The organism is Pannonibacter sp. XCT-53 (assembly GCF_009915765.1).
In the GTDB taxonomy this organism is placed as follows: domain Bacteria; phylum Pseudomonadota; class Alphaproteobacteria; order Rhizobiales; family Stappiaceae; genus Pannonibacter; species Pannonibacter tanglangensis.
Genome location: NZ_JAABLQ010000001.1, coordinates 1,599,635 through 1,615,784, shown reverse-complemented (window position 1 = coordinate 1,615,784; position 16,150 = coordinate 1,599,635). Strand labels below are relative to the sequence as shown.

Here is a 16,150-nt window from a genome sequence, read left to right as displayed (position 1 = left end):
CGCCTTATTCTGCGGCCTCGGCCACACCGAGCGGCGGCGTGCCCCCGGCCTGTCCAAGCGTATCCCACGGCAAGACTGCCCCAAAGGCACGCGCCACCGCAAGGCCGGAGACAAGCCCGTCTTCATGGAAGCCGTGACCGTTCCAGGCACCGCAATACCAGGTGCCGTTGACGCCCTGGATGTCCTTGACCTGCCGCTGGGCCGCGAGCGCGGCGCCGTCGAACTGCGGATGGTCATAGGTGAAGCGGGCGAAGGTCAGGTCCTCGCGCGGGGGCACCGGCGGATTGAGGCTGACGAACAGCGGCCGCGTCGGATCGAGGTTCTGAAGCCGGTTCATCCAGTAGCTGACGCTGACCTCGGTGCCCGACTGCGCATCGCTGCGGGCCATGTAGTTCCAGGACGACCACACCCGCTTGCGCTTCGGCATCAGGGCGAGGTCGCGGTGCAGGTAGACGGCATTCGGCCGGTAGCGGATGGCGCCGAGGATCCGGCGCTCGTCGTCGCTCGGGTCCTCCAGCATGGCGAGCGTCTGGTCGGTGTGGCTCGCCAGGATGACCTGGTCGAACACGTCCTCGTGGCCGGAACTGTCGCGCACATGCACCTTGCCGCCGGCACGGCGCACGCCCACCACCGGCGAGCCGAGACGGACGTTGCCCTTCAGCGGGGCCAGCAGGCGCTGCACGTAGGTCCGGCTGCCGCCGGACACGGTGCGCCAGATGGGGCGGTCGAAGTTGATCAGCCGGTGGTTCTCGAAGAAGGCGATGAACGAATCTGCCGGGAAGGCCAGCATCTCGCTTGGCGGCGTCGACCAGATGGCAGCGCCCATCGGCACCAGGTAGTCGTCGATGAAGGCACGCGAGAAGCGGCGGAAGGCGAGATAGTCGCCGAGCGACTTGCCGGCCACAAGCCCGTCCGCCCGGTCGCGGGTGCAGATGCGGTTGAAGCGCAGGATCTCGCGCAGCATCCAGAGGAAGCGCGGCGAGACGAGGTTGGAGCGTTGCGCGAAGATGCTGTTGAGGTCCGAACCCGCCCACTCGCGGCGGCCGCCGTCTACCGACAGGGCGAAGCTCATGTCGCTGGCCTCGGTCTTCACGTCGAGGTGGGCGAACAGCGCCGTCAGGTTGGGATAGTTCAACTCATTGTAGACAATGAAACCGGTGTCGACCGTCATCGGCAGGCCGTCATAGTCGATGTCGACCGTGGCACTGTGGCCTCCGGGGCGCAGCCGCTTCTCGTACAGGATGACCTCATGCTGGTCGCACAGGGCGTAAGCGGCGCTGTTGCCGGAAATGCCGGAGCCGATGACTGCAATGCGCATGTAAGGTCCTTCTGAGCGGGCCGAACGTGCCCGGCCTGGGGGAGGCAGCGGGGAATGTCCTTGCGTTTTCGGATCTTACGCGGCGTGTTTCAGGCCGGATCAGGCAGATTGGCAAGTTTTGTCCACCATGCCCGAAGCCGGCGCGCGTGTCACGAAAAAGGCCGCAGCCGGGGAAGGCTGCGGCCGCGGACGGCACCATGCGGGAGGCTCGGGAGGGCAGGGCGTGCCGGCGCTCAGGCCTGCAGCGTCTCCACCAGCCAGGACCAGGCAACCCGGACCGTTTCCGCTGCTCCGGTGAACAAAGACACGATCGTCGCCCAGATCGCCTCGCCCACGCGGGCCACCTCGATCAGCTTCGGCTGCGTGTCGCGCGGGGTTTCCTCGATGAATTCGACCGCCGTCCGGTCACCCTTGTCGTCGACCACGCGCCGGGTCACGAGGCTGGATGCCTCGCTCGGCACACGGGACTGGTCGGCCTTGGCGACGGGCGTGTCCGCATCCAGCGCGGTGACCATGATGGCCCGCCCGTCCGGCAGAAGATGGGTCTCGTTGCGCCCGATCTCGGCGTTGTAGATGACTTCCCCCTCGGCATCGATCAGCTCGACCCACAGGGCGGAGCGACCGCCGAGGTCGACCTCGCCGACCCAGATGGACAGGTCCTCGCCGCCGGTCTCGACCGGAGCGGCGCTCGCCACCGTCACGGCAAGGTTGTCGTCCGGCAGCGTGTGGCGGATCTCGCGCAGCTCGGCCCGGGCCGCCGCAGCGCTCAGCAGAAGGGAAAGCGAGAGTGTTGCCGCCGCAGCGGCGATGTTGAGACGACCCGTCATTGTTGCCTCCCACGGCATGACATTCACGTCTGTGTGAGCCGGAAGGACTGGCGTCCGGAGCTTGTGCTGTCTGGGGCGTCCCGGTTCGTCTTCGCGAGCCTGCGCCCGGAGCGGTCGCAGATCCTCAGGATCCCGGACCACCCCCTTGCTCTCTGGGTCAGATCGGCTGCCGGTCGCCGCCCTGTTCCGGACGGCCCCTCAGCCGATCTCGCCATCACCCGACCTGGAACCATGATTACACCACAGTTCCTAACAAACATGTAGTCTACGTCACATTTTCGCCGTTGATTCTCTAAAGTTTTAACCATTTTTTCTTGTGGCCGCGCATCTCCGCGGCAGGATGCGCAAGAAAATCATCATCTTCCGCAAGGGCCTGTCGAAAATGACAGGCCGCATCCGGTCCGGTCATACTTTCGTGAGGATGCTTGTCGCCTTTGCTGCGGCACGCATCTCCTGCAGCAGAACGCGTGAGGGGCCGGGAGGTTCCCGCAGATGGCGCGGCCGCGTCCGCCGGTCGGTCGGCGGTGCGCAGGGCGAACGCGGGCCGGGCAGGGTCGGGGCGCCGCGTCTTCGGCCAGGATCCGGGCAAAGCCGCGCAAAGGGCGAGGCAGGCGGGCGGGAAAACGGTCGAGGAATGGGGCAGGGAGCGCCGGACCGCGTGCGGGCCGGCCCTGAAAACAATTCGGAAACCCGAAGTTAGAATAATGACAAGCTGCGGCGTTTTACACTATGTCTAGGTCACGACACATGAGATATCGATCCTGCCATGGCCTGCATCCGCCGGGTGCCGGCCGGCCTTCCCGGATGCGACCGGTCCTCCCTCCAGGGACCGTCAAAGGGTGCGGAAGGCCCGGTTTGATCGAAGTCATGGCCACCCGCCGCCGAGCTCCGTAAACCGGATGACGGACGGAAGGCTCGACAGGCAGGACTGCCTGTCTCCGCAAGGCATGACCGGGCGGGCCATGAATGAGAGGGAATGAGGGCATGGAATTCGACAGCTTCTTCGCCGAGGCGCTGGACGGTCTGCGCGAGGCCGGGAACTACCGCGTGTTTGCCGACCTCGAGCGGCATGCCGGCCAGTTTCCCCGCGCCACCCGCTTCCGCGAGGATGGCACGTCCCACGACGTGACCGTGTGGTGCTCCAACGACTATCTCGGCATGGGCCAGCATCCGGACGTGGTGCGCGCCATGAAGGAGGCGATCGACCGCTGCGGCGCGGGCGCCGGCGGCACCCGCAACATTTCCGGCACCAACCATTCGCATGTCGCGCTGGAGCAGGAGCTCGCCGACCTGCATGGCAAGGAAAGCGCCCTGATCTTCACCTCCGGCTACGTGTCCAACTGGGCCGCCCTCGGCACGCTGGCGGCCAAGATCCCGGGCTGCATCGTCTATTCCGACGCGCTGAACCATGCCTCGATGATCGAGGGCATCCGCCACAGCCGCGCCGAGCGCCGGGTCTGGAAGCACAACAGCCCCGAGGATCTCGACCGGCTGATGTCGGCCGATGACCCGTCCCGGCCGAAGCTGGTGGCCTTCGAGAGCGTCTATTCGATGGATGGCGACATCGCCCCGATCGCCGAGATCTGCGACGTTGCGGCCAAGCATGGCGCGCTGACCTATCTCGACGAGGTGCATGCCGTCGGTCTTTACGGTCCGCGCGGCGGCGGCATTGCCGAGCGCGAGGGGCTGATGCATCGGCTCGACGTGATCGAGGGCACGCTGGGCAAGGCCTTCGGCGTGATGGGCGGCTACATCACCGGCTCGCGCCAGCTCTGCGACTTCGTGCGCTCCTTCGCCTCCGGCTTCATCTTCACCACCGCGCTGCCGCCGGCCCTTGCCGCCGGTGCCACCGCCGCGATTCGCCACCTCAAGGCGAGCCCGGTCGAACGCCAGCAGCATCAGGAGCGCGTGGCCCGGGTCCGCCGGCTGCTCGACCGTCGCGGCATCCCGCACATGGACAACCCCAGCCACATCGTGCCGGTGATGGTCGGCAACGCCGCCAAGTGCAAGTGGATCTCCGACATCCTGCTGGAGACCTATGGCATCTATGTGCAGCCGATCAACTATCCGACCGTGCCGAAGGGGACGGAGCGGCTGCGCATCACGCCGACGCCGTTCCACAGCGACGCCGACATCGACCATCTGGTCGGCGCGCTGAACGATCTCTGGTCGCATTGCGCGCTCGCCCGCGCGGTTGCCTGACAACGGCAGCTGTCCGGCCGGACGCATTGCCCCCGCATGAGGGAGGGCTTGCAGCCGCCCGCCTGACGCCGTATGGCTGCCCTTGCGTCACGCGGGCTGGTCCGGATCTCGCCAGATCAGCTCCTGCCAGATCAACACCCCCCAGACCAACACCTAACGGGTGTCGGTCTGGCGGGACATCACCGTCTGTCTTCGTCCGGTCGTCTTTCAGGGCCTGATCTCGCCTCGCCGCAGCGCGGCCCTGCGGCTGCCTGTGCGGTTCGCGGCCCCTTGCCATTCCTCTGGCAGGCGCCGATGGAGACCACACGCCGGTTTCGGGACAGGAGGATGCGGGCCCATGCCCTGACGTGCCTGTCCCGGGCGTTCCGCCCGGCCGAACGGCAGGAGACACGGCTTGGATGTGGCCGGCGAGGGTGCTAAGCACGGTCTGCGGCGCAGTCCGGTCCCGAACGGGTTACGCCTGTCCGGGCCTTGAGGACCCGGGCCATGACGGCCGGGGCAGGGCGCGGATTGCACGGCTCCCGCACCAGCTGACACGCTCCCGACGACCCGCCTGACACGCGCCGGGGGCACGACGACGAGGCATTCTCTTGCGCAAGGCACTGGTCACCGGTTCGGCCGGCTTCATCGGCTATTTTCTCTGCAAGCGCCTGCTGGCAGACGGCTTCGAGGTCATCGGCCTTGATGCCATGACCGATTACTATGACGTGCGCCTGAAGGAGCGGCGGCACCAGATGCTGCTGCAGAGCGCGAACTTCCGCGCGGTGATCGACCGGGTGGAAACGCCGGGCTGTCTCCGGGATCTTCTTGCCCGCGAGACGCCGGATGTGGTCATCCACCTCGCGGCGCAGGCGGGGGTGCGCTATTCCATCGAGGCGCCGCGCTCCTATCTCGACAGCAACATCACCGGCACCTTCGAGCTTCTGGAGGCAGCGCGCGCCACGCCGCCGCAGCACCTCTTGATTGCCTCGACCTCGTCGGCCTATGGCGCCAACACCGACATGCCCTTCCGGGAGACCGCGAAGGCCGACCACCAGATGTCCTTCTACGCGGCGACGAAGAAGGCCTGCGAGGTGATGAGCCATTCCTATGCGCATCTTTACGGTGTGCCGACGACGCTGTTCCGCTTCTTCACCGTCTATGGCCCCTGGGGCCGTCCCGACATGGCCCTGTTCAAGTTCACCAAGGCGATCCTCGCCGGCCAGCCGATCGACGTCTACAATCACGGCGACATGCGCCGCGACTTCACCTATGTGGAGGACCTGGTCGAGGGCATCCGCCTGCTGATCGACGCGGTGCCGCAGCGCCCCGCAGGCGGGGAGGGAGTGCCGGAGGGCGACAGCCTGTCGCCGGTTGCGCCCTGGCGTCTCGTCAACATCGGCAATTCGGCCCCCGTGGCGCTGGATGCCTATATCGCCGCCATCGAGGCCGCCACGGGCCGCACGGCGATCCGCAACCTGTTGCCGATGCAGCCCGGCGACGTGCAGGCCACCTGGGCCGACACCAGCCTCCTCGAACACCTCACCGGCTTCCGTCCGGCGACGAGCGTGGAGGAGGGCGTGGCGCGGTTCGTGGCGTGGTACCGGGACTATTACCAGCGCTAGGTCAGCCCTCACAGGGCCCGCGACGGGGCTGATGCGCCGCACGGGCTTGACCAACGCCCGGTGAGACAAGCTCACCGAGAGTTGGTCTTACCCCTTCGCACCCTGGCCACGGGAATAGATGTCCTCGTAGCGGATGATGTCGTCTTCGCCGAGATAGGCGCCTGTCTGCACCTCGATCAGCACCATCGGCACCTTGCCCGGGTTTTCCATCCGGTGGATGGCGCCGAGCGGGATGTAGACCGACTGGTTTTCCGTCACCAGACGCACGTCGTCGTTCACGGTCACGCGCGCGGTGCCCGACACCACGATCCAGTGCTCGGAGCGGTGCACGTGGCTCTGCAGCGACAGCGCCGCGCCCGGATGCACGACGATCCGCTTGACCTGGAACCGGTCGGCGAGCGCCAGCGTCTCGAACCAGCCCCACGGCCGGTGATCGCGCGGGAAGGTCTCGGCCTGGCGCGCGCCCTTCTTCTTCAGCGCCTCGACGGCGAGCTTCACGTCCTGGGCGCGGGACTTGTCGGCCACCAGCACCGCGTCATTCATCGCCACCGCGATGACCTCCTTGAGGCCGATGCCGACGAGCTGCAGCCCATCGCTGTCGGAGCGCAGGAGCGTGCCGTCGCAGTCGATGGCTGTCGCCTCGCCGCCAAGGCTGTTGCCGCGCGCGTCCGGGCCCATTTCCTTGGCCACCATGTCCCAGCCGCCCAGATCCGACCAGCCGGCGCCGAAGGGCACAGCGGTGAGGTTGGAGGCGCGCTCCATCACCGCATAGTCGATGGAGATCGACGGCGCGCGGGCAAAGGCCGCCGGATCGAGCCGCAGGAAGCCGAGGTCGGACTTCGCGTCCGCGACCGCGCGGGTGACGGGCTCCATCAGGTCCGGCGCCAGCGCCTGGAAGGCGTCCAGGATGGTGGAGACCTTGAACAGGAAGATGCCGGCGTTCCACAAGTAAGAGCCGGCAGCGAGCATCGCCTCGGCCTTCTCGCGGTTCGGCTTCTCGACGAAGCGCTTCAGCGCAACAGGCTCGCCTTCGGCGGCTGCGGCCGACAGCTCCAGCCAGCCATAACCGGTCTCTGCATGGGTCGGGCGGATGCCGAAGGTGACGATCTGGCCTGCCTCGGCCGCCGGCACGCCGGCCGCCACGGCGGCGCGGAAGGCAGCCGGGTTCGGGACCACGTGGTCGGACGGGGCAACGAGCATCAACCCGTCCGGATCGGTCCTGGCAATATGGAGTGCAGCGGACAGCACGGCGGGCGCGGTGTTGCGCGCTTCCGGCTCGATCAGGATCGCGCCCGGGTCAATGCCCACGGCGGCCAGCTGTTCGGTGACGATGAAACGGTAATCTGAGCCGGTGATGACGACCGGCGGGGCAAAGCCGTCCGCCGACAGCCGCTTCGCCGAGCCCTGGAACAGGCTTTCCTCACCGATCAGCGGCGCAAACTGCTTCGGATAGCTCTTGCGCGACAAGGGCCAAAGCCGCGTGCCCGAGCCGCCAACCAGGAGAAGGGGAGTGATCATGAAACCTCAATACCCGATATCCGCGCCTGACCGCAGCCGACCTGCCCCAGACACCCGTGACAGGTCTTAGCCGCTTTGGCGGGTGCGGTCGAGGGGGATGCGTCCCTTCTCGACCGGCCGAAATCTGGATCGAGCGGTTGCTGCCGGGGCAAACCTGAGCCCGCCTGATCGCAGGCGGTGCGTCAGGCCCTGCCTGGTGTCACCGCAGCTGCAGCGCGTCGGCGCCTGAAGAACAGCATGATCGGCTTCTCGACCAGAAGATAGGCGAGGGATCCACCCACGACCGACCCGACGAAGCACACCACGAAAAAGGCTTCATACCCCAGCATCCCGAACAGCCCGAGCTTCTTTCCAATGATCGCCATCACGGAGATCACTGCCGAATGCACCAGATAGATCGAATAGGATGCGTCGCCGAGGAAGCGGAACAGAAGGGGCACCGACAGACGGCTGTGCTGTTCGTGCAGGGCCGTGCCTGCGACGATCAGCAAGAACGCGGGAATGAGCAGCAGATGCAGGTTGTGGTTCTGGGCTGCTGACAGGTCCCGGATGCGGCCGACATTGCTCGACAGCAAGACATAGGCGGCCAGCAACGCGATGCCGGCGAGCAGGACGGCGAGGCCATATCGCGCAGGCAGGCGCCGGTAGATCAGAAAAGCCGCAATACCGCCGATGAAGTAGAGGTTCCATTCCGACAGGAAGTAGCTGTCAGGACTGAACTTCAGAAAGAAGTTCAGTCCCAGTGCCACGAACCAAGCCGCGAACACGATGTAGCCAAGCCGCACGTTGATAAAGAATACGGCAAACAGCAGATAGAACATGACTTCATGCACGAGCGTCCAGGCCACTTTGATTGGCAGTGTGAGATCGCTGTTCAAGGGCAAAAGGACATAGGAGGAGAACAGGTTCAATGGCGACCACGAGAAATCCGGATACCCGAGCCCGATCGCCGAGGCGAGGATGAAGCCTGTCAGATACACCCAGTACGCGGGATACACCCGCTCGAAACGCTTGCGAACATAAGGCAGCAGACTTGACGTCGACCCGATGTCCCTTGCATGTGCAAGCGAAATGATGAAGCCACTCAGGACAAAGAAATAGGCGACACCGAGGAAGCCGTGTCTTGAGATCTCCTTGAAGACAACCTGACTTCCGTACTGTGGTTCCATGAAAATGATGTAGACGTGATACAGGGCTACATAGATCGCAGCAAGGCCGCGCTGTGCCTGGATTGTCTCGATTGATTTAGACTTTTGCGACATATGGTTTTCCTGAAAAGGGTCAGGTGTTTCGTCAAGGCTGCCGAATGATTGCCGGCCGGCAGGTTCACGGAAAACTCTGGTGGCCCGCAGTTGCACGACGCAGGTAGAACTGTCTGGGTGGCGCAGGTGTCATGTCCCCTCCCGAAGCAGCGAGGTCCTCATGCAAATCGGCCCGCAACTGATGCCTCCGCGGAGCCTGCGTGGCCTGACTGTCCTGCCGCATTTCCGTTCGCCAGCACTGCCGCAGGATCAGGGCGCGTTTCGATCGCAAGGCAAATGATGAACAGTCCGAACATCACTGACAGGGCGCCCGCGTAGTTCAGACCGATCAGGCTTCCGAATAGATTGAAGAAAAACAGAAACATCGCATAGGAGTAACGGTTTCGCTTCTGGCGGCGCGCCGCAAGGACGGCCTTGAACTGAACTGTTACAAGGAGAAGCAGGAGCAGAAGGCCGATCATTCCTGTTTCGAAATGCGCCTGGATGAACGAGTTATGGGCGTGCGACGGTCTGTAGTTTCCCCGGAACAGATAATCGAAGTGCGAATTGATGAAGCTGTCGTAGCCAAAGCCGAGCCAGTAAACCTGGTCGGTAATGGCAGCCAGTGCTCTGGTCCAAATCAGCGTGCGTGCCGTCAGGGAGGTGTCGAACCCTATCTGCTCCAGATAGGTCAGGATGTCTTCGTAGGTCTGGGAGAGGATCAGGGCGCCATAGGCGATCACGGCAAAGGTCAGCCACCTCACGCCCCCCTTCTGCGAAAGGCCGACAGTCAGGACAAGCGACAGGATCGCGGCAGCGACATAAAGCCGGGTCCGTGACAGATAAAGTACCAGAAAGATCAATGCGATTCCAAGAATTCGCAGCGTCCATCGCTTGAAGAAGACGTCTTTCAATGCCCCGTTCAGAACGGCAAGGACGAGAAAACCTGCCGCCACGCACATGAACGCGCCAAGGCGTAGCTGGTGTTTGAACACGCCGCGAAGTTCTTCCTGTCCGGTCGATGACTTCGGCTGGAACGCAAGATCAGGAACCACCACCATCATCACCAGCGACAGGACTGCGGCGACAACGGCAAACATGAGAGTGCACCGGATCAGCCGGGACTGGTCAATCTTGCTGATCAGGATCGCCAGCAGAAAAAGTCCAAAGACGGGAACGACGCCGGTGATCGTGTCACCGAACGAGATACTCCAGAAGGCTGTCAGCGCCGTGTAGGCAATATAGATCAGGAATATGTAGTCATGCGTCCTGAAGCGATATGTCAGGTTGAACGGCAAGCCTCGGTTGATCGAGCCGAGCAGCCCGACAATACACACGGCGGACAGGATAATGAGGTTACCGATGTTGACGCCGCTGCTCAGGAAATGCAGTTCCAGCGCGAGCAGGCCAAACAGGATGTAAGCGAGAATGAGCATCTCATTCCGCTGCCGATGCGCGTGTCTGTGTGCATCGATGTTGCCATGCAGGGAGCGGTCTTCCATCGGCATTCGATCATGCACTCTCGGTTCAGGGTGGTGTCGGACTAGCCGCCAGAAACGTCGGCATCTTAGAGCGGAGCAGTGGCCTGTGTCGCGCTGATGCCGTAGAGGTCATCAAAAAAACGCTGCAACTGCTGCCGCTCTTCATCCCAGTGCTGCTCGAATGGCTCTTGAAGCGCAGTCACCATCGCATCCGTTGACATGTTGTTCGCATCCAGCACCAGGTCGTTTCGACCGATCTGGGCGAAGACGCCGACAATCTTCGGATCCAGGACAGGATCGATCACGGCGACCGGTTTTGCCCCTGAACAAAGGGCAAGCAGGAGCCCGTGGAGCCGGTTTGAAAACAGATGCGTGCAGGACGTGTAAAGACGCCGGCAGGCGTCGATGTCCGTATAGCACTCGACGTACCCGACCGGACGGCCGAGCGTTGCTTCGACCTGGCGTTTGAGGTCCGACATGAAGGGGGCGTCGCGTGCGACCTGGACGACGAACAGGAGATCGGCGTCCGGCGAAACATGGCGGCAGATATCAATCACGCGGGACGCCAGCAGGTCGCGGGTTGCGGCGGACTTGTCGGCACGAAACGAGAAGGCGACGCGGTTGCGTGCGGTACCAGCCTCCGTCATCGGGGCAAGACAGAATGCGAGATCCGGAACGATTCCGTCCGCTCGTATTCCGTGCTTGCCGGCATAGGCGAGAGAGATCGCATCCCGAACCATGGCGCGGTGAAAATGCTTCAGCCGGGCCCGCAGCAGCCTTTTGTGCCGATCCCCCAGTGCTTCGTAGGACACGCCGGTCTGGCACACGCGCGTGCCGATCAACGACAGCACGGACAAGGCAAGCGTGTTGGCCTGCCCGACCAGGTACTGCTTCAGCGTCTTCTCGCCATTGATGCCGCCAGGGATGAGAAAGTAATAGGGCGTATCTCCTCTGAGGCGATCCCTCAGCATCGACAGAGCGATCGAGACAAAGCCCGCCGACTGGACCGATGTGTTGGGCAGTTCGGCCACGCCGATCGACGTGCGGAAAACATCCGGGCAACGGGACACATCGACCGTCAGCTCCGATCTCGAAACGATCTGACGGAGCAATTCCCGAATGATCAGGGCATCCCCGACATTCTCGAACTGCGTCTTGATGTTCATGTACGTGCGATTTGTCACCGGAAGATCCCTTCAACGTCAGAGTTTCAGGCGGCGTCTGATTTTTGCCGAAAAACCGGCAAGCTCGGCGAAATCACTCCGCTTGAGCAGGAGAAAATCCCTGACGGACGCGCCATAGCGCAACTTGAACACCGCAAGGAAGGAAGCCGTGATCACCACATGCGACAGCAGCATCGCCCATGCTGCACCGTAAATTCCGTAACTCATGAACAGGACATAGGAGCAAATTCCGCCAAACAGGAGGTTTGGCAGGAAGATCCAGAAAGACACCATCGGGTTGTCGATTGCGGAAAGGCTTGGGAAGATGATTGTCCAGATCGTACTGGCGAGTGTCCCGATCAGGAGGATCCTGAAAAGGTCGGGAGAACTTGCATAGGGCTCGCCGAGCACGACGCCAAGCAGCGCTTCCGCGAAAACAAATGCGACAATGCTGAGCAGCACGAACAGCGCGAAGGAGACCCGCGTCGAATGGGCGGCAGACCTTATTGCCTCGCCTCGATCCGTCGTTCGGACATTCTTGGAAAACACGACGACGGAGACCGCAAGGCCAACCTCTGTCAGGAGCTCTGTAATCCGGCGGAGCGCAAAGAAGACGCCCGCGTCGTCAGCCGTCCCGAGTTGGGAGACTGCCAGGAAGGCCATCTGCTTGGCAGTCAGCATCGCAAGCACGCCAAGCATGAACTTTATGCCGCGTCCGACCAGTGTCTTTGCGGACGCCTCGCTGGCCGTGCCGCCAGTCGAGATCGACTTTCGCACGTACCACATGACCACCAGCGCGGCTGCCGTGTTCGACAAGGCCAGACTGCCGAAGGCCGTCAGGATATTGACCTGATCGGCAAGCAGGATCCCGGCCGTCGCGAGGAAGAGGACGACACGCGAAGCCAGCTCGGAGCGGTTGAAGTCGCCGATGCGCCCTTCGCCGATCAGGATGCCTTGCGCCATGCGAATGAACAGCAAGGCCGCGACGTTGACGGATACCGCGATCGAGATGGCAAGGTCTGTCTGCCCGTCGCCATGCATGAAAAGCACGGCGTACATGAACGCGATTGTCGGAAGAGCAAGAACCGCAAACAGCTGAAGTGTCAGTTTGGCATATGCGTTGGCGTTTTCTTTGGACTGGCCGATGAAAAAGGCCGATGAGTTGCGGATTCCAAAGTCAAAGCCGGTCGCAACTATAATCGAAGTCGCAAAGATGAAGCCATAAAGCCCCATGTCCTGGACCGATAGTTCTCGTGCGAGAATGATAAAGACAACAAAGTTGACCGTCTTGCCGATCAAACGCGACGCGACGGTCGAAACCATCTGTATAAGGTTGCCGCTATTCATTTTGAACCTAAGAAATATTTGACATGTCTGCGCAAAGTACCTGCCGCCGACCGTCAACAATACCGTTGAAGAAAACTTTCTTGCCGCGATCACTCCAAACGGGGTGAGGATCGATGCGGCGCCAGCCATCGAGGCGCTTTGTATCGACATGGCAGAGGGCCGTCTCGACATTTGTACGAAGGTCGATAAGCCGGATCGGCACTTCCCCCTTGTCGTTCGCCAACTTTTCGCTGACGTAGGCGTCGGTGAGCAAGTGGGTGCCGGATTGGTTCAGGCTGGGATGCCCCCCTCCAACGTGGCCCGGCGCAAGGACGTTGAGGTCCGTCCCGTCGGGTCTGAAGCGGACAAACTGCATCTTTTTTGAGTCATGCCGAAGGTTCATGACGATCTCGTCCCCCCACGGCAGCCAGCTTGGATGATGGCCACCGCGCCGCCAGATCCGGTCGGGAATGGCGAGTCTGACGTTGGTACCGTCAAGATCGAAGGTCACGAGTTGCGGCGGCCAGCCTGCGCGGCCGGGGATTCCGCGCGAGAACAGCACTGCAAATCCCTGTGTGCCAGTCGGACTGATCTTCACGTTGAAAACATAATAGGTCCCGCCCGCCAGGGACTCCTGCTCCGGAAGCTGACGCACGATGTCGTCAATGCTCAAAAACAGCTCGCTTGCGCCGGTCTCAAGGTCGGTTCGCCAGATGCCATCTGTCTTGCTCTGCCGCTCTGATGGGCGAGGTTTGCCGAAGACAGGGTCAGGAACCCCGTAGCCTGGAATCCCGGCGTTGATGTAGTCGATCCGCGCGCTGAAGCTGGTGCGCCGGTCGGGCGTGAGGCCGTACACGGGCCCGGAGAGAGGGATCGCCGTCAGCGTGCGCAGGTCGATCCTGACGCCCGTGCCGCGCCCGTCGATGACGTCGTTGCAGAGCAGCGTGGCGTCGTCTGCACCCCACTGCACGTTTGCCCCGAGTTGGGCGCCCCAGCCCACCGTCCGGTAAACCGTTCTGGCGTGGCCGGTATGCAGGTCAATCACCACCACCGACGCTGCCTCGCCAACAGTCGGAACCCGCCAGATGAACGGGACCCTGGTGACCGCAAGGTAGCGACCCGAGGGGCTGAGCGGGTCGATGTCGAAGAATGTCGTCATGTAATGACCGTCAGACGGCGTCACCACATGGATGGGCACGGGCGTGCTGTCGGGACGGTAGGCACGGGACGGGGCAGGGCACTCTGATCCGACGTCGGGCAAGTCGGCCGCCCCGCCAAAGGTTCGGGTTACTGCGCCGAGCATGAGGCGCAGGGTTTCGGGAACCTCCTTGAGAGACCGCTTGGCAGCCTTCAGATTGTACCAGAGATTGGTGTTGCGCATGCGTGTTCGGCCCCCGGTCGAAGTTGCGTGGTCACGACGGACGAGAAGACCCGCCTCTGGATCCGAAGGCCGAAACCACCTTGTCGATCATGCTCTGATAGACATGTCGCGGCAGGCAGACCTGCGCGGCAATCCGCAAGGCCTGAACGGGCGAGTATACCCCGCGCCAGACTGACCCGAGATAGAGCTTGATGCCGGTGATACGGTCCGAATAGGACGCCACCCGTGCGCACTGCCACCCGCGGTAGGCCCAATAGGCCTTTTCGGACACGTGCACTCCGCGCATCCTGTCGATCCAGGCCAGAAGCGGCCTGTAGTTTCCCTGCTTCGACACGCGGTTCGGATCGAAGACGTCATCCAGAATGATGAGCGGCTCCTCGATGAAGAGGAAGGTGGCGCCTGCACTGGCAAGCCGGACGGCATAGTCGGTGTCCTGCGAGGACGGGAGCGCCTCATCCCACCGGACACGTCGGGCCAGGTCGGTCGGCAGGGCGATCGTGGAGGACTGCACCCAGCCTTGGGTGCACATCACGTACTCGTCGATACGCTCGCCGGGTCTCGGACCCTTTGGTGGCTTGATCCAGCGCTTGGACTGGCTTCGTTCCACGATCAGCCGGCTGAACACCACCGTATCCGGTCCGCTCGCCTGCGTCAGCAGGGCATGCTGGGCCTGCAGCTTCCCGGGCAGGAACAGATCGTCGGAATCGAGAAAGGCGGTGAATTGCCCGCGGGCTGCGTCGACCCCCCTGTTGCGTGCACTGCAGGCACCGGCGTTGTCCTGGCGAATGTACACAAAGCGCGGGTCGTTCAACCCGGCAACGACACGGGCAAGATCTTCTCCGTCACGGGAGCCATCGTCAACGATGATGCACTCGAAGTCGGCGAATGTCTGGTCTCTCACGGACAGCAGCGTCCGAAGGATCTTCTGCGCCCTGTTGTAGGTCGGAATGACGACGGAAAAGGCAGGCGGCATGCAGATTTCCCTGTCAGATGCAGTAAATGCCGAACCCTGGCACTCACAGCATCGGGTTGGAGCCGTTGGCTCGGCCATTCTGGCCTGTCAATGCCTGCATCAGGCGATCAGCGCGGCCGTCCGCGTGTCGATACGTCAGGCATCGATGAAGTCGCGCAGAAAGCGGATCAGGCCGTCCCTGCGGTCCGGAGCCGAGGACGAGGTCAGCGGCTCGAGATCCCCGCGCTGGAGCGTCTCGAGCAGCATCGCTTCAGTCTCCGCGACATAGACGCCCTTGTAATGACGCAGCTGCCGGCACGTCGCGAGCTGGTGATCGTTGCGGTGCTCGCCGAACTGCGCCTGTCGCGGAAAGATCACGATCGGCTTCTTGTGCTTCTGGGCACCGAGGATCGTGCCGATTCCGGCATGGCTGACCAGAACCCGGGCCTGCTTCACGAGGTCTTCGTAGGCAATCGGGGCAAGCGTCTTGTGGAACGTCACGTTCGAGGGGCGATATGCGGTGACGCCGATCTGCGCGACGATCTCCTCGTCCAGTTTCGGAGCAATGTCGTCGATGGCCCGGATCAGGCGGTCAAAGGGAAGCTGGGTACCGACAGATACGAGGATCACAGCACCGCTCCTGCGAACCGGGGGCCACCGTTATGCGACAGATGTTCCCACTGGGTCAGCTGCAGGTGCGCAACGTAACCCGCAAGCTTTCCGCTCAGGGACAGCTTCTCGGAATTGGCCACGCTGTCGATCCAGATCGTGCGTGCACCGAAGAAACGACCAATGAAGATGGCAATGATCCCAGGCGCAGCACCGGTCGATATGATGACGTCAGGCCGATGCTTCAGGATGATCCGGAAAATCTTCCATGCACTCGACAGACTTTGCAGCGGCGTGTTCCGGTTACAGTCCGGGACGACGTACGCGTCGTCGATGCCGTTGCGCTCCGCCAGTCCTTGCAGGGTGTTCACATAGACGACCTCATGGGTCGAGAAACTGTCACGCAGGAGCATCAGTTGCTCCCAGTGCCCCCCCGACGATGAAATGGCGAGAATGCGCTTCATGTTGTCCCCCGGGGTACGACGCCCGAAAATCAGATAGCAGATGCAAAATAAAAAAAGATTTCAA

The 16,150-nt window shown here is 62.9% G+C and carries 13 protein-coding genes; 2 read left to right on the top strand and 11 right to left on the bottom strand.

Annotated features, from left to right (window positions below; genetic code table 11):
* Positions 1 to 4: 4 nt before the first annotated feature.
* Both GWI72_RS07240 and GWI72_RS07235 read right to left on the bottom strand, forming a co-directional pair.
* Positions 5 to 1,318, bottom strand: a complete 1,314-nt coding sequence (locus tag GWI72_RS07240; protein WP_161673326.1) for an NAD(P)/FAD-dependent oxidoreductase — start codon at positions 1,316 to 1,318, stop codon at positions 5 to 7.
* A 233-nt stretch (positions 1,319 to 1,551) separates the two neighbouring features.
* Positions 1,552 to 2,145, bottom strand: coding sequence for a hypothetical protein (locus GWI72_RS07235; RefSeq protein WP_209000067.1), 594 nt, complete (start codon positions 2,143 to 2,145; stop codon positions 1,552 to 1,554).
* 984 nt (positions 2,146 to 3,129) lie between these two features.
* On the opposite strand from GWI72_RS07235, the gene hemA reads away from it, so the two are divergent.
* Positions 3,130 to 4,347, top strand: a complete 1,218-nt coding sequence (gene hemA / locus GWI72_RS07230; RefSeq protein ID WP_161708237.1) for a 5-aminolevulinate synthase — start codon at positions 3,130 to 3,132, stop codon at positions 4,345 to 4,347.
* A 590-nt stretch (positions 4,348 to 4,937) separates the two neighbouring features.
* Positions 4,938 to 5,951, top strand: coding sequence for an NAD-dependent epimerase/dehydratase family protein (locus GWI72_RS07225; protein WP_161708236.1), 1,014 nt, complete (start codon positions 4,938 to 4,940; stop codon positions 5,949 to 5,951).
* Positions 5,952 to 6,038: 87 nt separating this feature from the next.
* Here GWI72_RS07225 and GWI72_RS07220 read toward each other — a convergent pair whose 3' ends face one another.
* The 9 genes from GWI72_RS07220 to GWI72_RS07180 form a co-directional block, all read right to left on the bottom strand.
* A complete protein-coding gene (locus GWI72_RS07220; protein WP_161708235.1) occupies positions 6,039 to 7,469 on the bottom strand; it encodes a mannose-1-phosphate guanylyltransferase/mannose-6-phosphate isomerase in 1,431 nt (476 codons plus the stop codon).
* A 182-nt stretch (positions 7,470 to 7,651) separates the two neighbouring features.
* Positions 7,652 to 8,731 carry an acyltransferase family protein gene (locus GWI72_RS07215; protein ID WP_161708234.1) on the bottom strand — a complete coding sequence of 360 codons (1,080 nt, stop codon included), beginning with the start codon at positions 8,729 to 8,731 and terminating at the stop codon, positions 7,652 to 7,654.
* A 158-nt stretch (positions 8,732 to 8,889) separates the two neighbouring features.
* Entirely contained in the window at positions 8,890 to 10,212 is a 1,323-nt protein-coding gene (locus tag GWI72_RS07210) for an O-antigen ligase family protein (protein WP_161708233.1), read from the bottom strand.
* 65 nt (positions 10,213 to 10,277) lie between these two features.
* Complete coding sequence (locus tag GWI72_RS07205) at positions 10,278 to 11,357, bottom strand: polysaccharide pyruvyl transferase family protein (RefSeq protein ID WP_161708232.1); 1,080 nt, start codon at positions 11,355 to 11,357, stop codon at positions 10,278 to 10,280.
* 36 nt (positions 11,358 to 11,393) lie between these two features.
* On the bottom strand, positions 11,394 to 12,677 hold the full coding sequence (locus tag GWI72_RS07200; RefSeq protein ID WP_161708231.1) for an MATE family efflux transporter: 1,284 nt from the start codon (positions 12,675 to 12,677) through the stop codon (positions 11,394 to 11,396).
* A 31-nt stretch (positions 12,678 to 12,708) separates the two neighbouring features.
* Positions 12,709 to 14,061, bottom strand: a complete 1,353-nt coding sequence (locus GWI72_RS07195) for a TolB-like translocation protein (protein WP_161708230.1) — start codon at positions 14,059 to 14,061, stop codon at positions 12,709 to 12,711.
* Between the two features lie 31 nt (positions 14,062 to 14,092).
* On the bottom strand, positions 14,093 to 15,034 hold the full coding sequence (locus tag GWI72_RS07190) for a glycosyltransferase family 2 protein (RefSeq protein ID WP_161708229.1): 942 nt from the start codon (positions 15,032 to 15,034) through the stop codon (positions 14,093 to 14,095).
* A gap of 135 nt (positions 15,035 to 15,169) precedes the next feature.
* On the bottom strand, positions 15,170 to 15,643 hold the full coding sequence (locus GWI72_RS07185; RefSeq protein WP_161708228.1) for a glycosyltransferase: 474 nt from the start codon (positions 15,641 to 15,643) through the stop codon (positions 15,170 to 15,172).
* Positions 15,640 to 16,086: a glycosyltransferase family protein gene (locus tag GWI72_RS07180; protein WP_161708227.1), complete on the bottom strand. Its 447-nt coding sequence runs from the start codon at positions 16,084 to 16,086 to the stop codon at positions 15,640 to 15,642. The genes GWI72_RS07185 and GWI72_RS07180 overlap by 4 nt, the downstream gene beginning before the upstream one ends.
* Positions 16,087 to 16,150: the final 64 nt, after the last annotated feature.